The following is an 18,825-nucleotide window of genomic DNA, read 5'->3' as shown; positions in this document are numbered from 1 at the left end:
CCTAATCTGCGATAACGCCCCCCGGAGGTTTACGCGGGCCGGTAGGAGCGGCCTCCTCTAACGCGGTCACCGCCCTCCGGTCACGGCCTCGATCACCGCGAAGGGCGCGAACTGCGGGTCGGCCACCACCGCCATCCGCCCCCTGGGCGCCCGCGAGAGCGGCGCGAGCACGGCGCCCCCCAGACTCAGGACCCTCGCCACGGTGGCGGCGGCGTCCGTCACCGCGAAACAGGCCCTCCAGTGCGGCGGCGTGTCCGGCGGGAACACCGGCCCCAGCTCCGCCATCCCCGCGACGGGGCGGCCGTGCAGCCGCCACTCGGTGTACGGCCCGCCGCCGGGCCCGCCCCCCTCGGCCTCCCAGCCGAAGACCGTCCGGTAGAACACCTCGCAGACGGCGGGGTCCCGGGTCACCAGCTCGTTCCAGGTGAGCGCGCCGGGCTCGTCGACGACCTCCGCGCCCACGCGCCGATCCGCCTGCCACGCCATGAAGAGGGCCCCCGAGGGGTCCTCGAAGGCCGCCATGGACCCCTCGTCGAAGATCTTCACGGGTTCCAGTTCGACCTTGCCCCCGGCCCCGCGGACCCGCGAGGCGACGGCCTCGACGTCCCGGGTGGCCACATAGGTGTTCCAGACCGCGGGAACGCCGTCACCGAAGCTGGGCCCGATCCCCGCGACCATCTTCCCGCCCAGCGTGAAGCGGCCGTATCCCCCGGACTCCGGACGCGGGTCGAACACCGCCTCCCAGCCGAAGATCTCCCGGTAGAACCTGACCGACAGGGTGACGTCCGTACTCGACAGATCCACCCAGCACGGGACGCCTGATTCACGGCCGCTCCGCTCGGACACGCCGAACCTCCTCATGTCGTGATTCGGGACACGTTCAGCGTGGCACGGGCGGATCGGGGCGCCCGGAGGAGATCAAGACCCTTGGCGGGATCCGCCCGAAGGCTTTTACCGGACATGAGAGGTCCCACGCCGCAGGTCCGGCAACCTGACCGCCCGGCGCAGTCCCTAAACTCGTGGCCATGGAGTCCCCAGCCGTCGAGATCATCGATCTGGTCAAGAGATACGGCAGAACGACCGCGATCGACGGCCTCACGCTCAGCGCGGGCCGAGGCGCGGTGACCGCGATCCTCGGCCCCAACGGCGCGGGCAAGACCTCGACCATCGAGATCTGCGAGGGGTTCCGCAGAGCCGACGGCGGCGTGGTGAGGGTCCTCGGGCTCGATCCGTCCCGTCCGGAGCTGCGGGCCAGGGTCGGGGTGATGCTCCAGGCCGGGGGCGTGCCGCCCGCGGCGCGCTGCGGGGAGTGGCTGCGGCTGATGGCCCGTTTCCACGCCGACCCGCTGGATCCGGCGGCGCTGCTGGAGCGGCTCGGCCTCACCGGGCACGCCCGCACGCCGTACCGGAGGATGTCGGGGGGGCAGCAGCAGCGCGTGTCGCTGGCCGCGGCCGTCATCGGCCGTCCCGAGCTGGTCTTCCTCGACGAGCCGACCGCGGGCCTGGACCCGCAGGCCCGGCACGCCTGCTGGGAGCTGGTGGGCGACCTGCGGGCCGCCGGGGTCTCGGTGGTGCTCACCACCCATCACATGGACGAGGCGGAGAAGCTCTCCGACCAGGTGGTGATCATCGACCACGGCCGGGTGGTGGCCGAGGGCACGCCCGACTCACTGACCGGCGCCGAGCGGCAGCTCCGCTTCAGGGCCCGGCCCGGCCTCGCCCTGGACGAGCTGCTCACCGCGCTGCCCGCGGGCAGCGCGGCCAAGGAGTCGCCCTCCGGGCACTACATCATCGAGGGGCAGGTCTCGCCCGAGCTGCTGGCGACCGTTACGGCCTGGTGCGCCGCCGAGGGCGTCACCGCCGACGACCTGAGCATCGAACGCCGCACCCTGGAGGACGTCTTCCTGGAGCTGACCGGCCGGGAGCTCCGATGACCCCCCGGCGAGGAGACAGAGGACACCGGGAACGCAGAGCACGCCGGGCACGGCCGGCACCGGATCACAGGAGAGCACAGTGACCCCCCCGACCCCCTCGGCCCCTCTGGACCTCACGCCCGCCCCGGGCGCCGCGCCGCTGCGCGCAATGGTGCTGGCGCAGACGGGGGCGGAGGTCCGGGCGACGCTCCGCAACGGCGAGCAGTTCCTGCTGACGCTCATCATCCCGGTGCTGCTGCTCGTCGGGTTCTCGGCCGCGCCGCTGGTGAACGTCGGCGGCGGCTCCCGGGTGGACTTCATCACCCCCGGCGTGCTCGCGCTGGCCGTGATGTCCACGGCCTTCACCGGGCAGGCCATCGCGACCGGCTTCGAACGCCGGTACGGCGTGCTGAAGCGGCTGGGCGCCACCCCCCTGTCGCGGACCGGGCTGATGCTGGCCAAGACGCTCGCGGTGATCGCCGTGGAGGTCGTCCAGGTCGCCCTGATCTCCTGCGTGGCGATCGCCCTGGGCTGGCGTCCGGCGGGCTCCGCGCCGGCCGCGCTCGCACTGATCCTGCTCGGCACCGCCGCGTTCAGCGGGATGGGCCTGCTGATGGCGGGCACCCTGCGCGCCGAGGCCACGCTCGCCGGGGCCAACCTGGTCTACCTGATCCTGCTCGGCTGCGGCGGGGTCGTCTTCCCCCTGTCGGTCTTCCCCGACTCGGTGGAGCCGGTGCTGCGGCTGCTGCCGATCACCGCGCTGACCGGCGGGCTCCGCTCCGCCCTGGGCGACGGCGGCGGGCTCCCCCTCGGCCCGGCGCTGGTCCTGGTGGTCTGGGCCGCCCTCTCGCTCGGTCTCGCGTCGCGGACGTTCCGCTGGGAGTGACCCGGCCGCCTAGTAATGTGTGAACAACCGTGTGGTTCCTGACACGAGGAGTTCCGCGTGGCCGCTGAAGCCCTGCATGGGCCCGCTGAGCCGTACAAACCCGGCCTCGCCAGGCCGGGTGCCGTGCTGCGGGCCGCCTCCGACGCGGTACCGCCCTCCGGGCTGGTGCTGCTGGCCATCCTGTCGGTCCAGATGGGCGCGGGTTTCGCCAAGGACCTGTTCGCCCAGCTGCCGCCCAGCGCGGTGGTGTTCCTGCGGATCGCGGCGGGCGCGCTGATCATGGGGGCCGTCGCCCGGCCCCGGCTGAGAGGGCTGACCCGCGCCAGAGCCGGGGTCGGTGTGGCGTTCGGCGTGACGCTGGGCGTGATGAACCTGTCGTTCTACGAGGCGCTGTCCCGGCTGCCCATGGGCATCGCGGTGGCGATCGAGTTCCTCGGCCCGCTCGGGGTGGCGGTGGCCGCCTCGCGCCGTCGCCTGGACCTGCTCTGGGTCGGGCTGGCGGCCTCCGGGGTGACGCTGCTGGCCCCGTGGGGAGCGGCGGCGTCGCGGATCAGCTGGGCCGGGATCGGGTTCGCCCTGGTCGCGGCGGCCTGCTGGGCGGGCTACATCCTGCTGTCGGCCGCCGCCGGTCGCCACTTCCCCGGCACCACCGGCCTCTCCTTCGCGATGATCGTGTCGTTCCTGCTGGTCGCCCCGGTGGGGATCGCCACGGGCGGCGCCGACCTGCTCAGGCCCGAACTGCTGATGATCGGGCTCGGTGTGGGCCTGCTGTCGTCGGTCATCCCCTACTCGATCGAGCTGGAGGCGCTGCGCAGAATGCCCAAGCAGGTGTTCGGCATCCTGATGAGCCTGGAGCCCGCGGTGGCCGCGATGGTCGGGCTGCTGGTGCTGGGCGAGGTGCTCGACGTGCGTGAGTGGGCGGCCATCGCCTGCGTGGTCGTCGCCAGCCTGGGCGCGACCCGCGGCGCGCGCCCGTCACCGGGGTGAGCCGGGCGGACAGGCCCGGGCGGGGCGGAGCGGACGGACGGGCCCGGCGGCACGGATCCGGGCAGCGGTAAGGGCCGTACGGCGGAACCCGCAACGGTCACCGCGAGGCCGTACGGCGGGCGGACGGCGGCCGAGCGGGCCGCCTACTCCGGGTTGCTGGCCCAGATGCCCCGGACGTGCTGGATGTGGCCGTGCATCAGCCGCTCGGAGCCGACGGCGTCACCGGCGGAGAGCAGGTCGAGCAGCCGGAGGTGCTCGTGGGCGGACTCCATCAGCGCCCCGCGCGCGTAGAGTGCGGAGAGGCCGTACAGCCGGGCGCGCTTGCGCAGATCGCGCACCACCTCCACCAGGTGCGCGTTGCCCGCCAGCGACAGGAGGTCCACGTGGAAGCGGAGGTCGGCGTCCACGTAGCCGAGCAGGTCACCGCGCTCGGCGGCGTCGACGATCTGCTGGGCCACCGGCCGGAGCCTCTCGAAGATCTCCGCGCGGCCCACGTCGGCCAGCCGGGCCACCGTGGGCACCTCGATGAGCCGGCGGATCTCGGTGAGCTCGTCCAGATCCTGGTCGGACAGCTCGGTGACCCGGAAGCCCTTGTTGCGCACCGCCTCGACCAGGCCCTCCTTGGCCAGGTCGAGCATCGCCTCGCGCACCGGGGTGGCCGAGACGCCGAACTGGGCGGCCAGCACCGGCGCCGAGTAGACCACGCCGGGCCGCATCTCACCGGTGATCAGGGCGGCCCGCAACGCGTGGGCCACCTGTTCACGCAGGCTCTGCCGCTCACCCACCGCCGGCAGGTCGAGTCGGTCCTCCGCCGAAGGAGCCATTCCCGCGCCTCTCATCTCACTCTCGTCCACGCCTCGTAGGCGGCGGCCGCCACCACCAGGTCCTCCCATGCCATGCCCACACTCTTGAACACCCGGGGTCCGGAACCGCGGGGCACAAGGCCGTCGACCAGTTCCCGGAGATTCCCGGCGAGATGACCAGTGGTGATCGTACCGTTCCGCAGTGGGATGATCAGATCCCCCGCCTCCGCGAGGGCGGCACCGCGGGCCTCGACGACCACGGTGGCCCGCGCGACGAGATCGTCGTCGATCTCCCGGACGTCCGGTTCGTGGGAACCGACCGCGACCACGGTAGTGCCGTCGGGAATGAGCCTACCGTCGAAGAGGGGAACCCTGGCTGTCGTACAGCAGGCGACGAGTTCCGCCGCGCCGGGACCCGCGGCCGTGTCCGCCTGGAGTCCCTCGTCGGCGCACCGGGCGGCGAGCGCCTCGGCCCTCCGGGGGTCCCTGCCGATCACGGTCACCCGTTTCACCGGCCGGACCGCGCGGAACGCCTCGACGTGCCCCCACGCCTGGGGTCCGGTGCCGAAGACCGCCATCGTCTCGGCGCCGGGGCCGGCCAGGTGGCGTACCGCCAGCGCGGAGACCGCCGGGGTGCGCAGCGAGGTGAGCGCGATACCGTCCAGCGCGGCCAGCGGGGCCAGGGTCGGCCCGTCCATGAGCAGGTAGGTGCCCTGGATGCGCGGTAGCCCGCGTGCGGGGTTGCCGGGGACGACTCCGGCGACCTTGATGCCCGCGTACCGGTCCCAGGAGGCGGGCATCAGCAGTAGCTGACCCGCGGGAACCTCCACGATGGGGCGCGGCGGGGTTTTCTCGGGGTCGAGCCCGCCGCGCAGGGCGTCCTCCAGGACCTGTACGGCCCGCGCGGTCGGCACCAGCGCGCGCAGGGTCTCCCCGTCGAGGTACGGCAGGGCGCTCATCGGAGCGTGAACCCGGTGCCGACGGGATCGCGCGGATCCAGAGTGAAGCGATGCTCCCCGGTGCGGTAGGCCATGCCCTCCACCTCCGGGACGATGCCCTCCGGTGTCACCCCGGCCACCCAGGCCCGGAAGGAGGTGCCCACGATGCTCTCGTGGACGAGGGTTCCGGTGAAGCCCGCGTCGTGCAGCAGCGCCAGTCTGGCGGCCGTGCCCGAGCCGCAGGGTGAGCGGTCCACCTCGCCGTCGGCGAAAACCGTCACATTGCGCTGACGGCCGGGCCCCAGGTCGTCGTGGAAGACGACGCCGTAGATCCCGGAGAGCCGGTCGTCGTCCGGGTGCCGGGCCGCGGGATGAGCCGCCAGCGCGGCCTTGACGGCCCGGCCGAGCCCGATCAGCTCGGTGAGGTGCTCGGGGGCCACGCTCAGCCCGAACGCGGCGGCCGGGATCGAGGCGTAGATGGCTCCGCCGTAGGAGACGTCGGCCCTGATCCCGGCGAGCCTGCCGGGGGCGGCACCCGCCGGGGACCGGCCGGTGCCGGCGAGCGGGCCCAGGTCGACGTCGCGTGCGACGACGTAGGAGGGGACGTTGCGGAAGGTGACGGCCTCGACGCGGCCGGCCGAGCAGCGGACCCTGGCCGTCACCCTGCCGGACGGGACGTCGACCACGACGTCGGTCTCCCCCTCGGGGTCGGCCTTGACCAGGCCGGTCTCCACGGCGTGCACGCCCAGCGCGATGGTGCCGTGACCGCACGCGGTGGAGTAGCCGTCCTTGTGCCAGAAGAGCACGCCGAGGTGGGCGTCCTCGTCGTCCGGCGGAACGAGGAAGCAGCCGTACATGTCGGCGTGCCCGCGTGGTTCGTGGCAGAGCAGCCGCCGCACCCGGTCGATCCCCGGGGCGCTCGCCGCCTCGCGGCGTTCGAGCACGGTGCCGCCGGGGATGTCCGGCACCCCGGCGGTGACGACCCGGAAGGGCTCACCGCCGGTGTGGTAGTCGATCGTGTGAATCATGCTCTCCCGTTTCATCAGGGGTTTCCGCCACCGCCCAGGTACGCCTCGACCACCCGGGCGTCCTCGCGGAGCGCGGAGGCGGGGCCGTCCAGCACGCACTCTCCGTTCTCGATCACGTATCCGCGGTGGGCGATCTTAAGCGCGGCGGTGGCGTTCTGCTCGACGAGCAGCACCGAGGTGCCCTCGGCGTTGATGCCGGCGATCAGCTCCATCACCGAGGCGACCACCAGCGGGGCCAGGCCCATGGAGGGCTCGTCGAGCAGGAGCAGCCTGGGCCCGGTGACCAGGGCCCGGCCGACGGCGAGCATCTGCTGCTCGCCGCCGGACAGCGTGCCGCCCTGCTGGGCCCGCCGCTCCGCCAGGCGGGGCAACAACTCGTAGACGTGCTCGATCCGCCTGCGGATCTCGCCCTGGTCGCGGATCAGGTAGCCGCCGAGCTGGAGGTTCTCGTGCACGGACAGCGTGCTGAAGATCCTGCGGCCCTCGGGGACGTGCACCAGGCCGCGCGCGGCGATCTTGTGCGCTCTCTCCCTGGTGACGTCCTCCCCCTCGAAGAGGACCTTGCCGGCGGTGGGCCGTACCAGGCCGGAGACCGCCGCCAGCGTGGTGGTCTTGCCCGCGCCGTTGTTGCCCAGCAGCGCGACGATCTCGCCCGCCGAGACGGTGAGCGACATGCCGCGCAGGGCGTGCACGCCGCCGTAGTGGACGTCCAGTCCGCGGATCTCAAGCATGGGTGTCGCTCCCGAGGTAGGCCTCGATGACGGCCGGGTTCCGGCGCACGTCCTCGGGGCGGCCGTCGGCGATCTCCTTGCCGAAGTTGAGCACGACCACGCGTTCGGAGACCTCCATGACCAGGCCCATGTCGTGTTCGATGAGCACGATCGCCACGCCCAGCCCCTGGATCCGCCGGATCAGGTCGAGCATCTCGGCCTTCTCCCCGTGGTTGAGCCCGGCGGCGGGCTCGTCCAGCAGCAGCAGGTCGGGGCGGCGGGCCAGCGCCCTGGCGATCTCGGTGCGGCGCTGTTCGCCGTAGGGCAGGTTCCGCGCGGCGCCGTACCGGTCGCCGCGCAGACCGACGAAGTCCAGCCAGTGGTGGGCCTGTTCGGTGCACTCGCGTTCGGAGCGACGGTAGCGGGGGGTGTGCAGCAGGGCGTCGAAGACGCTCTGCCTGAGCCACAGGTGGGATCCGGCCCGCACGTTGTCCAGCACCGACAACTCGCCGAACAGGCGCAGGTTCTGGAACGTGCGCGCGACGCCGAGCGCGGCGACCGCGGACGGCCGGAGCCCCGGGAGGCTCCTGCCGCGCAGGGTGATCCGGCCCGAGGTCGGGCGGTAGAAGCCGGTGACGCAGTTGAAGGCCGACGTCTTGCCCGCGCCGTTGGGCCCGATGACGGAGACGATCTCCGCCTCGTCCACCGAGAACGTGAGCCCGTCGATGGCCAGCAGCCCGCCGAAGGACAGGCGCAGGTCCTCCACACTCAGCAGGCTCACGGGACCTCCTTGGAACGTGCGGGCCACAACCCCTGCGGGCGCAGGAGCATGACGGCGATGAGCAGGACGCCGAACAGGAAGAACCGGTAGTCGGCGAGGTCGCGCAGGAACTCCGGCAGGAGGCTGATCACCACGGCGCCGATGACGACCCCGGGGATGGAGCCCATGCCACCGAGGACGACGGCCATCAGGACCAGCGCGGACTGCAGGAAGGTGAAGCTGGTCGGGGAGATCGCGGACAGCTGGGCGGCGAACAGCACCCCGGCCAGGCCGCCCCAGACGGCGCCCGCGATGTAGGCGGCGAGCTTGACCCGGTAGGTGTGCACGCCCATGGCCTCGGCGGCGTCCTCGTCCTCCCGGACGAACCGCCAGGCCCGGCCGAGGCGGGAGCGGCCCAGCCGGGCCGCGCCGAGGACGGCCAGGGAGACCACGGCCACGGTGAGGTAGTAGAAGATCACCGGACTGTCGGTCAGGTGCGGGATGCCGTAGATGCCCGAGGGGCCGCCGGTGACGTCCAGGTTGTTGGCGGTGATCCGGATGATCTCCCCGAAGCCGAGTGTCACGATGGCGAGATAGTCGCTGCGCAGCCGGAGCGTCGGGGCGCCGATGACGATCCCGGCGATGACCGTGACCACGATGACGATCGGCACGGTGGCCGGCAGCGGCAGGTGGAGCCGGGTGGCCAGCACCCCGCTGGTGTACGCGCCGACCGCGAAGAAGGCGACGTAGCCGAGGTCGAGCAGGCCGCAGTAGCCGACCACGATGTTCAGCCCGGCCGCGAGCATCACGAAGATGGCCGCGCTGGTCATGACCGACAGCGCGTACGGCGTGGCGTTGACGAAGGGCGCGAGCAGGGCGACCAGCAGTCCGGCGAGCCCGGCCCACCGGTTGCCCAGCAGCCTCGACGCCCGGGTCACGGGCCGGTCGACGCCCACCCGGCGAACCTTGGTGGTGCTGGTCATACGCGCTCCGTGACGCGTTCGCCGAGCAGGCCGGTGGGCCGCACGGTGAGGAAGAGGATGAGCACCCCGAACGCGAAGACGTCGCGCCACTCGCCGCCCAGCCAGAACGTGCCGAACGACTCCAGCAGCCCGAGCAGCAGCCCGCCGAGCATCGTGCCGGGAATGTTGCCGATCCCGCCGATGACAGCCGCGGTGAAGGCCTTGAGCCCGATCAGGAAGCCCATCAGGAAATCAATCTTTCCATAATAGGCTCCGGCCATCACCCCGGCGGCCCCCGCGAGGGCCGAGCCGAGGAAGAACGTCCGGGAGATCACCGCGTTGACGTCGATACCCATCAGCGAGCTGGTGCGCGGGTCCAGCGCGATGGCTCGCATGGCCCGGCCCTCACGGGTCCGGGTGATCAGCAGGTTGAGGCCGATCATGAGGACGACCGCCACCCCGACCAGCACGAGCTGCTGCAGGGTCAGCCTGGCGCCGAGCATCTCCAGCGAGGTGCCGCCGAGCCGTACCGGGTAGACCCGGGGGTCCGGGCCGGCCGCGGCGCGCATGCCGTACTCCAGGGCGAAGGAGGCGCCGACCGCGGTGATCAGCAGGGAGAGCCGGGGGGCGCGGCGGAGCGGCCGGTAGGCGATCCGCTCCAGCGCCACCCCGGCCAGGCCGGTGACCAGCATGGTCGCCAGAAGCACGGCGAGCAGCACCGGCAGGGCCATCGAGGGCGACACGCCGCCGACCGCGCCGAGAATGGCGAAGCCGACGAACGCGCCGAGCATGTACACGTCGCCGTGAGCGAAGTTGAGCAGCTTGATGATCCCGTAGACCATGCTGTAGCCCAACGCCACCAGGGCGTAGAACGAGCCGACGAACAGACCGTTCCAGACGAGCTGGGTCATTTGAGAGAGTCCTGCAGGGTGATCTTGCCACCCTTGACGACGAGGATCTGGAAGCCGCCGTTGGACAGGGTGTGGTCGGGGGTGAACTTCAGCGGGCCGGAGAACATCGGGAACCCGTCGGTCGCCTCCAGCGCCGCGACGACCTTGGTGCCGTCGGTGCTCCCCGCCTTGGTGATCGCCTCCGCGGCCAGCCGGACGGCGTCGTAGGCCTGGTTGGAGTAGGGGCCGGGGTCGGTGTTGTACTTCTTCTTGTAGGCCGCGATCCAGCCCTCGGCACCCTCAAGCGTGTCCGGGGTCTGGGTCATCGTGGCGTAGACGCCCTCGGCGGCCTCGACGCCGGCGATCTCGGCCAGTTTCGGGGAGACCGAGCCGTCGGCGACCATGATGGAGCCCTTGTATCCCGCCTGGCGGAGCTGGCGGGCGATCAGGCCGCCCTCCTGGAAGTAGCCGGTCCAGTAGACGAAGTCGGGCTTCTTGGCCAGCACGTTGGTGACGTTGGCGCTGTAGTCGCTCTCCTTGGGGGTGACCGTCTCCACCAGCACGGCCTCGGGGCCGCCCGCGGTGTCGAGGAGCGCCTTGGTGCGGAGCGCGATGTCCTTGGAGTAGCTGGTGTTGTCGTGCATCAGCACGACGCTCTTGGCGTTCTCCTTGACCATCCACTTCTCCGCCGCGGCGGCCTGCTGGGAGCCGGTGCCGTTGATCAGGAAGACGTGCTTGAGCTTCTGGTCGACCAGTTCCTGGGAGTTGGCCGCCGGAATGATCATGGGGATGTTCGCCTTGCCGAAGATGGGCAGGGTGGGCAGCGTCGCACCGGAGCAGTAGCCTCCCACAGAGACCTTCACACCCTCGGTGACCAGCTTGTTGGCTCCGGCCGCCGCCGACTGGGCGTCGCAGGCGTCGTCGGCGGTCTTCAGCTCCAGCTTGCGGCCGAGCACGCCACCCTTGGCGTTGATCTCGTCGACCGCGAGCTGTGCCGCGTTACTCATATAGGGACCGATGGCGGCCTCGCTGCCCGACTGGGGGATCAGCATGCCGAGAAGGATCGGACCGTCGTCCTTGGTGGTCTCCTCCCCGCCGCCGAGCAGACCCTGACCACATCCGGTGGTCAGGAGGCCGATGAGGGCCAGCGGTGCGAGAGCTTTAAAGGGGATGGCACGCATGTGCGGCTCCTCACATCGAGTGATGTGTGACATTGCACTAGTTGAGAATGTGCACGTCAAGAGCCGACACAAGACCGTTAACGTTCACACACTGTTTCTTTGCCGGTAGGACCGAAATGTCAAGAGGCACCTCCGCAAAGGGAGGTGCCTCTGGGTGGTGCCGGGGCCGGGCGGGCCGGTTTCAGCGTGACGGGCTGATGGTGACGGTGTGGGTGGAGGTGTAGAAGTCCTGAGCCGCCTTGCCCTGCTCCCTGCCTCCGTAGCTGGAGTCCTTCTCGCCGCCGAACGGCAGGTAGAAGTCGACGCCGCTGGTCGGGGCGTTCACCTTGACCAGCCCGGTGTCCAGCCGCGCGCTGATGTCCAGGGCCCGGTCCAGGTCACGGGTGTAGACGGCCGAGGCCAGCCCGTAGCGGACGCCGTTGGCCAGCGCCACCGCCTCGTCCGCCGAGGCGGCGTCCTGGACCACGCAGATCGGCCCGAACACCTCCTCGCAGGCGAGCGGGTGATCCGCGGGCAGGCGGTCCACCAGCGTCGGCTCGGCGTACCAGCCGCCGAGCCCGTCGGCGCTCCGGCCACCGGTCAGGATCCGGCCGCCCGACGCGACCGCACCCGAGGCCGCGGCCACCACCCGGTCGCGGGCCGCCTTGTCGATCAGCGGGCCGACCGCGACGGCCGGGTCGGACGGATCGCCGAACCCGAGCCGGGCCACGGCCGCGAGCACCGCCTGCCGGACGTCGTCGCCGTTGCCGACCGCGATGATCCGCTTGGTGGCCGTGCACTTCTGACCGGCGAAGCCCATCGCCGCCGCCGCGATCTGGGCCGCGGCGACCTCAAGGTCGGCGTCGGGCAGCACGATGGCGGGGTTCTGCCCGCCCATCTCGGCCTGCACCGGCACGCCGCGCCGTACGGCGGCGGCACGGACCAGCGCGCCCACCGCGGCGGACCCGGTGAAGGAGACCACGTCGGCGGCCTCCACCAGCGCCGCCCCCTCCTCGGCGTCGCCCGGCACGACCCGGAACGCGTCGAGGTCCAGCAGCTCGGCCAGGCGCAGCGCGCACGCCAGCGCCTGCGGGGCGGGCTTGAGCACGACCGCGTTGCCGAACGCCAGCGCGGGCGCGGCCTTCCACAGCGGAATGGCCAGCGGGAAGTTCCACGGCGTGATCAGCCCGGCGACGCCGAGCGGGCGGCGCCGGGTGAACAGCAGCCCGGCCCCCGAGGGCTCGTGGACCGCGCCCACCGGATCGAACACCTGCTGGGCGTAGTAGCGCAGGATCGACACCGAGCGGGCGACCTCGCCCCGCGCCTCGGCGACGGGCTTGCCGACCTCGCGGACCACCAGGGCGGCCAGTTCGCCGGCCGCCCCCTCCACCGCGTCGGCGGCCCTGGCCAGCGCCGCGGCCCGGACGGCCGCGTTACGGGCCGCCCAGTCGCGCTGCGCGGTCCTGGCCGACGCCACGGCCGCGTCGACGCCCGATCTCCCCGCGGCGGGGGAGGAGGCGACGAGGTCGGTGGGGTCGTGCGGGGAACGGCTCTCGATCGGATTCATCACAGGGATCACAGCAGGAAACCTTCGGGAAACGGGTCACGGGGATCGATGAAGTACTGGGCGGTTCCGGTGACCCACGCCCTGCCCGTGATGGCCGGGACCACCGCGGGCAGATCCGCGACCCTCGTCTCCCCGGTGAGCCGCCCGACGAAGCGGGTGCCGATGAACGACTCGTTCACGAAATCGGTGTCGAGGGCCAGCTCACCGCGGGCGTGGAGCTGGGCCATCCGGGCGCTGGTGCCGGTGCCGCACGGCGAGCGGTCGAACCAGCCGGGGTGGATCGCCATCGCGTGCCGGGAGTGCCGGGCGTCGGAGCCGGGGGCGGTGAACTGCACGTGGTGGCAGCCCCGGATGCCGTCGTCCAGCGGGTGGACGGGCTCGTCCTGCTCGTTGATGGCATCCATGATCGCCAGTCCGGCGTCGAGGATGCCCTGCTTGTGCGAGCGGTCGAACGGCAGGCCGACGGAGGCGATCGGCAGGATTGCGTAGTAGTTGCCGCCGTAGGCAAGGTCGTAGTCGACCTCGCCCAGCCCGGGCACCTTGACCGTGCGGTCCAGCCCGGCGGCGAAGGACGGCACGTTGGTGATGGTGACCGCCGTGGCGGCGCCGTCCTCGACCCGCACCTCGGCGACGACCAGCCCCGCCGGGGTGTCCAGCCGGATGGTGGTCACCGGCTCGGCGACCTCGACCATCCCGGTCTCCACCAGAACGGTGGCGACTCCGATGGTGCCGTGGCCGCACATGGGCAGGCAGCCGGAGACCTCGATGTAGAGCACGCCGTAGTCGGCGTCGGGCCGGGTGGGCGGCTGCAGGATCGCCCCGCTCATCGCCGAGTGGCCGCGCGGCTCGTACATCAGCAGGGTCCGGACGTGGTCCATCTCGGCCATGAAGTACCGGCGGCGCTCGGCCATGGTCGCGCCGGGGATGACCCCGACTCCCCCGGTGATCACCCGGGTGGGCATGCCCTCGGTGTGGGAGTCCACCGCATGAAAAACTCGTCTGGTCCTCATCGACTCTCCTCCGAGGGATGTCCTACCCTACAAGACCCCCGACCGGGCGCGTCCCTCGCCGGGCGCGGCCCGCACGACGCCCGGCCGGGGGGGCGACGGCTAGCCGAGACCTTCGGCCAGGACCTTCTCGGTGACGGCGCGGACGGCGGACTCCTCCTCGGGGACCAGCGGCAGCCTCGGCGGACGGCTCGGGCCGCCCTTGCGCCCTGCCAGGTCCATGGAGAGCTTGATGGCCTGCACGAACACGGTCTTGGAGTCCCAGCGCAGCAGCGGGTGCAGCGCCCGGTAGAGCGGGAGCGCGGTGGCCAGGTCACCGGCCATGGCCGCCTTGTACAGGTCCACGCAGGAGCGGGGCAGCGCGTTGGGGTAGCCGGCCACCCAGCCGACCGCACCGGCCAGGGCCAGCTCCAGCATCACGTCGTCGGCGCCGATCAGCAGGTCCAGTCCGGGGGCGACCTCGGCGATCTCGTAGGCGCGGCGGACGTCGCCGGTGAACTCCTTGACCGCCACGATCAGGCCCTCGGAGTGCAGCCTGGCCAGCAGCGCCGGGGTGAGGTCCACCTTCGTGTCGAGGGGGTTGTTGTAGGCCACCACGGGCAGGCCGGCCTTGGCCACCTCGCGGTAGTGCTCGATCACGATCCGCTCGTCGGCCCGGTAGGCGTTCGGCGGGAGCAGCATCACCGCCTGGCATCCGGCGTCACGGGCCTGCTCGGCCCAGCGGCGCGCCTCCAGCGCGCCGTAGGCGGCGATCCCCGGCATGACCCTGTCGCCGCCGATGGCCGCGACCGCGGTCTCCACGACCGTGGCCCGCTCGCCGGAGGTCAGCGTCTGGTATTCGCCCAGCGAGCCGTTCGGAACCACGCCGTCGCAGCCGTTCTCGACCAGCCAGCGGCAGTGCTCGGCGTAGCCGTCCAGGTCGACCGAGAGGTCCTCGTCCAGGGGGAGGGCGGTGGCCACCATCACGCCGTGCCAGGGTTTCGTGCGGGTCGTCGTCATCACGGTCATCCTTCCAAGGGGGATAGGTTCAGCGCGGCCAAGTCGCCCAGCCGGACGGGCTGGGCGATCGGGCGCCGGGGCGCCAGAGGGTTCTCACCGGCGAGGCACGCCACGGCGTAGCCACACATCCGGCCCTGGCACCAGCCCATACCGGGGCGGGCCAGCAGTTTTATGGAGCGCGCGTCGGTGGCCCCCAGCTCTTGGGCCTCGCGCACGGCCGACAGGGGCACCTCTTCGCAGCGGCAGATCAGCGTGTCCCGGCGGAGCCACCCCTGCCAGCCGGGCCGTACCGGGTAGGCCTCAAGCAGCGCCCGGGCAAAGGCCGACAACCGCTCGCGGCGCCGCGACAGGACGGGCAGCGGCCGGACTCGGCGGCCCAGGTCGGCGGCGACGGTGCGGCCGGCGATGCGCCCCTCGACCTCGGCCAGCACCGCCCCGCCGACGCCGGTGGACTCCCCCGCCGCGTAGACGCCGGGCACGCTGGTGCGCAGCCCCGCGTCGACGTCCACGACGGGGCCGCCGTCCGCGTCGGCGCGGGTCGCGCAGCCGAGCTGGACCGGGAGTTCGAGCTGGGGGACGAACCCGTAGCCGTAGGCGAGGGTGTCGCACTCGACGGTCCTGGTGGCGACCGGCCGCCAGGCGGCGTCCAGCTTCGCCACCGTGACGTGGGTCAGGGCGCCCTCACCGTGTGCCTCGATCACCGCCTGGCGTCCGTGGTAGGGCACCCGGTGCCTGGCGAGGCTAACGCCGTAGCCGAGGGCCTCCCCGGCCTTGCCCGCGGCGAGCAGCGGATGCCTGGCGAGCCCGAACCGGCCGTTGGCCTCGTAGACGCCCCGCACGTCCGCACCGGCGTCGGCGAGCCCGGCGGCGACCGGGAGCAGGAAGGGCCCGGTCCCGGCGACCACGACCCTGCGGCCCGCGACGACGAGGTTCCCCTTGAGCAGGGCCTGTGCCCCGCCCGCGGTGAGCACGCCCGGCAGGTCCCAGCCGGGGAACGGCAGCGGCCGGTCGTGGGCGCCGGTGGCGATCAGCAGCCGGCGCGCAGTGACCGTGCGGGGCCGCTCCTCGCGGTCCCCCTCCAGGCACCGTACGGTTATCGTCTCATCGGCCCGCTCCACGGCCCAGACCCGGTGACCGAGGAGCACGGTGGCGCGCTCGCCGAGTGCCTCCCACTGCCGGGTGAACCTGTCCAGGCCGTGATGGAGGGCTCCGGGCCTGCGGGCGCGGAAGCCCTCGGGCAGGTGCCGGAAGTACTGGCCGCCGGGGCGCGGGGCGGCGTCGATCAGCACGACGTCCAGCCCGGTCAGGGAGGCGCTGAGCGCGCCGGCCACCCCGGCCGGCCCCGCGCCGATGACGGCGAGGTCGTGAACGTGGCTCATCGGCCGTTCACCGTGCCCCGCCCGTCGCGCGGGCCGTGGTTCCGCCCGTCGCCGGGCTCACCGTGAACCTCACCGACGGCCTTACCACCGAGTTCACGGCCGGGCTCACCCGCGGACCCGCCGCCGGCTTCACCGCCGGGCCCGCCCTCGGGCCGGCGCGGTCCGGCCTCGCGGCCGGTGCTCACCCGGTCTCCGGGACGGGCCTCGGTCAGGCAGGCCCGCAGGGACGGGCTGCCGTTGACCGTGACCAGGCAGTCGAAGCAGACGCCGATGCCGCAGAACAGCCCACGCGGACGCCCGGCGACCCGGGTGGTCCGCCAGGTGCGGACGCCCGCGCCGTGCAGGGCCGCGCCGATGGTCTGGCCGGGGATCACCGGGACGGGGGCGCCGTCCACACTGATCTCGAACTCCGGCTCGGGGCGCGCCCGTACCAGGCTGTACGGCTGCTTCATGAACGCGCCTCCTCGAAGCGGTCCGGGCGGAAGGGGCGCAGGGCCAGGTCGGGCTGGACCCCGGTCAGCGTCTGGGCGATCAGGTGGCCGGTGGCCGGGGCCAGGCCGATGCCCGCGCCCTCGTGGCCGCAGGCGTGGTGGAGCCCGGGGGCCCGGGGGTCCTCCCCGATCACGGGAAGGTGATCGGGGCAGTAGGGCCGGAACCCGCAGTAGGCCCGGATCACCCGGCGCTCCGCCAGCACGGGGAAGAGCGCGACGGCCTGCCGGGCGAGGCGTTCCAGCACCGGCACCGAGATCCTCCGGTCGAAGCCGACACGCTCGCGGCTGGCGCCGATGAGCACCGGGCCCGAGGCGGTCGCCTCCACCACAGCGGACGTCTCCAGGCCCTCGGAGTCGCTGGCCACGTTGGTGACGTAGGCCGCGGTGTAGACCTTGTGCCTGATCAGCACCTCGTCCATGGGCTCGGTGACCAGGATGAAGCCGCGTCTGGGCAGGACCGGGACGTGCACGCCGGCCATCGCGGCGATCTCACCGCCCCAGGTGCCGGCGGCGTTGACGACCGCGTCTGCGAGGATGTCACCATGATCGGTCATGACGCCGGTGATCCGGGATCCGTCGCGGACGAAGCCCGTCACGGTGACGCCGGTGCGCAGCATCAGCGCGCCGCGGCCGAACCGCTCGGCCCCCCTCTGGATCAGCCTGGCCGCCGCCAGCATGGGCTGGACCTGGGCGTCCTGCGGGTAGAACACACCTCCGGCCAGACCCTTGGCCAGGTGGGGCTCATAGTCGGCGAGCCCTTCCGGGGTGACCACCGTGTGCTCGACCCCCTGCTTGGCCGCCAGGGCGACGAGGACGTCAAGCACCCCTCCGGACTCGGCGACCACCAGGCCGCCCTTGGGCTCGAACTCGAACCCGTCGTGCTCGGCCAGGTCACGCCAGAGGCCGTTGGAGAGCAGGGCCAGATCCAGCTCGGGCCCCGGCTCCTTGTCGGAGACCAGGACGTTGCCCTCTCCCGCGCCGGTCGTCCCACCGGCCACGGGCCCGCGGTCGACGACGACCACGTCCAGCCCGGCGCGTGCCGCGTAGTAGGCGCAGGCGGCGCCAACGGCTCCGGCACCGATCACCACGACGTCCGGCATGACTCACCTCGCTTCCAACCCGGTACGTCAGTAATATGTCACATATTCTCAACGAGATCAATCGCCCCCATTCTCGTTTCTCCAGTTCAGCCGATCCGTACCCGGCGGCCTAAGCGATAAGCCGCGCCGCGCCGGGCGGCCCGTCCGCCCCCGCGCGCCCGGGTCACCGACGGGACCACCACCCTCGCCGCCTAGCATGTGAGCCGTGAAGCACCTCCTTGACCAGGCACATCGACAGGCTGTGAAGCTCCCTCGGGCCGTCTGGTCCCCCACCGCCGACGGCCTGCGCCGGTGGGCGCTGGCGAGCGTGATCGTCAACGCGGGTATCACCGTGACGGGCGCGGCCGTCCGGGTCACCGGATCGGGGCTGGGCTGCCCGACCTGGCCGAGGTGCACCCCTGACAGCTTCGTCCCGGTCGCCCACGGCGAGATCTCCGCGGTCAACATGGCCGTCGAGTTCGGCAACCGGCTGCTGACCTTCGTGGTCCTGGTCGTCGGCGTGGCCTGCCTGGTCGCCGCGCTCAGGATGCCGTCGCGCCGCCGGGACCTGGTGCGGCTGGCCTGGCTCCAGCCGATCGGCGTGGCCGCGCAGGCCCTCTGGGGCGGCCTGGTGGTGCGCAGCGTGCTCAACCCGGTAACCGTGAGCATGCACTTCCTGATCTCCATTGGCCTGATCGCCGCCGCCTTCGCGCTCTACGCCCGGTCCAAGGAGGGCGACGCCGCGCCGGAGCGGCTGGTCCACCGCGACATCCGCGCCCTCGGTCTCGCGCTGACCGCGGCGGTGGCCGCCCTGCTCGTCGTGGGCGTGGTGGTGGCGGGCACCGGACCGCACTCCGGGGACGCGATGGCCTCCCGGTTCCGGTTCGACATCGAGACGGTGGCCAGGATCCACGCCGACGTGGTCTATCTCGTGGTCGGGCTCACGTTCGCGCTGCTCTTCGCCCTGCGCGTCACCGGCGCGCCGCGCCATGTCAGGCGGGCGGCGCTGACACTGCTCGCCGTGGAGCTGGCCCAGGGGATCATCGGATACGTCCAGTACTTCCTGGCCGTCCCCGCGTTCCTGGTCGGCCTGCACGTGCTCGGCTCGACGCTCGTGTGGATCTACACACTGCGGGTGGTCTACGCGATGCGGTCACGGGGCCCGCTGGAGACCCCGGTGGACGATCACGGCAGACTCGGCTCCGTCGCCGTGCCGACCTGATTTCCGCCGTACCCGCCGTCCCCGCCGCGCGGGATCCGGCGCCC

Annotated in this window: 19 protein-coding genes; 4 read left to right on the top strand and 15 right to left on the bottom strand. The window is 72.4% G+C overall.

The genetic code is table 11. The features are described from left to right. Nucleotides 1–66 precede the first annotated feature (66 nt). A complete protein-coding gene (locus tag ACWEF2_RS16555; RefSeq protein WP_453816020.1) occupies nucleotides 67–846 on the bottom strand; it encodes a VOC family protein in 780 nt (259 codons plus the stop codon). 179 nt (nucleotides 847–1,025) lie between these two features. On the opposite strand from ACWEF2_RS16555, the gene ACWEF2_RS16550 reads away from it, so the two are divergent. The 3 genes from ACWEF2_RS16550 to ACWEF2_RS16540 all read left to right on the top strand — a co-directional run bounded on the left by ACWEF2_RS16550 (nucleotide 1,026) and on the right by ACWEF2_RS16540 (nucleotide 3,786). Then, entirely contained in the window at nucleotides 1,026–1,934 is a 909-nt protein-coding gene (locus ACWEF2_RS16550) for an ABC transporter ATP-binding protein (RefSeq protein ID WP_453816018.1), read from the top strand. 79 nt (nucleotides 1,935–2,013) lie between these two features. Next, nucleotides 2,014–2,799 (top strand): ABC transporter permease, encoded by a 786-nt coding sequence (locus ACWEF2_RS16545; RefSeq protein WP_453816016.1) that lies wholly within the window; start codon nucleotides 2,014–2,016, stop codon nucleotides 2,797–2,799. A gap of 57 nt (nucleotides 2,800–2,856) precedes the next feature. After that, on the top strand, nucleotides 2,857–3,786 hold the full coding sequence (locus tag ACWEF2_RS16540) for an EamA family transporter (protein WP_453816014.1): 930 nt from the start codon (nucleotides 2,857–2,859) through the stop codon (nucleotides 3,784–3,786). A 143-nt stretch (nucleotides 3,787–3,929) separates the two neighbouring features. Here ACWEF2_RS16540 and ACWEF2_RS16535 read toward each other — a convergent pair whose 3' ends face one another. From ACWEF2_RS16535 to ACWEF2_RS16470, 14 genes are all read right to left on the bottom strand, one after another. Continuing rightward, nucleotides 3,930–4,625, bottom strand: a complete 696-nt coding sequence (locus ACWEF2_RS16535) for a GntR family transcriptional regulator (RefSeq protein ID WP_453816012.1) — start codon at nucleotides 4,623–4,625, stop codon at nucleotides 3,930–3,932. Next, nucleotides 4,622–5,548, bottom strand: coding sequence for an ornithine cyclodeaminase family protein (locus tag ACWEF2_RS16530; protein WP_453816010.1), 927 nt, complete (start codon nucleotides 5,546–5,548; stop codon nucleotides 4,622–4,624). Before ACWEF2_RS16530 ends, ACWEF2_RS16535 begins: the two co-directional genes overlap by 4 nt. Beyond that, nucleotides 5,545–6,555, bottom strand: a complete 1,011-nt coding sequence (locus ACWEF2_RS16525) for a proline racemase family protein (protein ID WP_453816008.1) — start codon at nucleotides 6,553–6,555, stop codon at nucleotides 5,545–5,547. The genes ACWEF2_RS16530 and ACWEF2_RS16525 overlap by 4 nt, the downstream gene beginning before the upstream one ends. 14 nt (nucleotides 6,556–6,569) lie before the next feature. Then, the gene (locus tag ACWEF2_RS16520; RefSeq protein WP_453816007.1) at nucleotides 6,570–7,286 is read right to left on the bottom strand and encodes an ABC transporter ATP-binding protein; all 717 of its coding nucleotides are present in this window, start codon (nucleotides 7,284–7,286) and stop codon (nucleotides 6,570–6,572) included. Next, entirely contained in the window at nucleotides 7,279–8,046 is a 768-nt protein-coding gene (locus ACWEF2_RS16515) for an ABC transporter ATP-binding protein (protein WP_355596440.1), read from the bottom strand. Before ACWEF2_RS16515 ends, ACWEF2_RS16520 begins: the two co-directional genes overlap by 8 nt. Beyond that, nucleotides 8,043–9,008: a branched-chain amino acid ABC transporter permease gene (locus tag ACWEF2_RS16510; protein WP_453816004.1), complete on the bottom strand. Its 966-nt coding sequence runs from the start codon at nucleotides 9,006–9,008 to the stop codon at nucleotides 8,043–8,045. Before ACWEF2_RS16510 ends, ACWEF2_RS16515 begins: the two co-directional genes overlap by 4 nt. Continuing rightward, nucleotides 9,005–9,898 carry a branched-chain amino acid ABC transporter permease gene (locus ACWEF2_RS16505; RefSeq protein WP_355596436.1) on the bottom strand — a complete coding sequence of 298 codons (894 nt, stop codon included), beginning with the start codon at nucleotides 9,896–9,898 and terminating at the stop codon, nucleotides 9,005–9,007. The genes ACWEF2_RS16510 and ACWEF2_RS16505 overlap by 4 nt, the downstream gene beginning before the upstream one ends. After that, complete coding sequence (locus tag ACWEF2_RS16500) at nucleotides 9,895–11,058, bottom strand: branched-chain amino acid ABC transporter substrate-binding protein (protein ID WP_355596434.1); 1,164 nt, start codon at nucleotides 11,056–11,058, stop codon at nucleotides 9,895–9,897. Before ACWEF2_RS16500 ends, ACWEF2_RS16505 begins: the two co-directional genes overlap by 4 nt. Before the next feature lie 181 nt (nucleotides 11,059–11,239). Then, nucleotides 11,240–12,616: an aldehyde dehydrogenase family protein gene (locus tag ACWEF2_RS16495; protein WP_453816001.1), complete on the bottom strand. Its 1,377-nt coding sequence runs from the start codon at nucleotides 12,614–12,616 to the stop codon at nucleotides 11,240–11,242. Continuing rightward, nucleotides 12,613–13,614: a proline racemase family protein gene (locus tag ACWEF2_RS16490; RefSeq protein ID WP_355596430.1), complete on the bottom strand. Its 1,002-nt coding sequence runs from the start codon at nucleotides 13,612–13,614 to the stop codon at nucleotides 12,613–12,615. Before ACWEF2_RS16490 ends, ACWEF2_RS16495 begins: the two co-directional genes overlap by 4 nt. A gap of 99 nt (nucleotides 13,615–13,713) precedes the next feature. Continuing rightward, nucleotides 13,714–14,610 carry a dihydrodipicolinate synthase family protein gene (locus tag ACWEF2_RS16485; RefSeq protein WP_453815998.1) on the bottom strand — a complete coding sequence of 299 codons (897 nt, stop codon included), beginning with the start codon at nucleotides 14,608–14,610 and terminating at the stop codon, nucleotides 13,714–13,716. Nucleotides 14,611–14,615: 5 nt separating this feature from the next. After that, nucleotides 14,616–15,989 carry an FAD/NAD(P)-dependent oxidoreductase gene (locus ACWEF2_RS16480; RefSeq protein ID WP_453815996.1) on the bottom strand — a complete coding sequence of 458 codons (1,374 nt, stop codon included), beginning with the start codon at nucleotides 15,987–15,989 and terminating at the stop codon, nucleotides 14,616–14,618. Further along, complete coding sequence (locus tag ACWEF2_RS16475) at nucleotides 15,986–16,441, bottom strand: (2Fe-2S)-binding protein (protein ID WP_453815994.1); 456 nt, start codon at nucleotides 16,439–16,441, stop codon at nucleotides 15,986–15,988. Before ACWEF2_RS16475 ends, ACWEF2_RS16480 begins: the two co-directional genes overlap by 4 nt. Further along, the gene (locus ACWEF2_RS16470) at nucleotides 16,438–17,580 is read right to left on the bottom strand and encodes an NAD(P)/FAD-dependent oxidoreductase (protein ID WP_453815992.1); all 1,143 of its coding nucleotides are present in this window, start codon (nucleotides 17,578–17,580) and stop codon (nucleotides 16,438–16,440) included. Before ACWEF2_RS16470 ends, ACWEF2_RS16475 begins: the two co-directional genes overlap by 4 nt. A gap of 241 nt (nucleotides 17,581–17,821) precedes the next feature. Between ACWEF2_RS16470 and ACWEF2_RS16465 the strand changes: the two genes are divergently transcribed. Continuing rightward, the gene (locus ACWEF2_RS16465; RefSeq protein WP_453815990.1) at nucleotides 17,822–18,781 is read left to right on the top strand and encodes a COX15/CtaA family protein; all 960 of its coding nucleotides are present in this window, start codon (nucleotides 17,822–17,824) and stop codon (nucleotides 18,779–18,781) included. The last annotated feature ends 44 nt before the right edge of the window (nucleotides 18,782–18,825 follow it).

Source organism: Streptosporangium sp. NPDC004631 (assembly GCF_053601935.1).
This window is presented reverse-complemented; position numbering and strand designations above follow the sequence as displayed.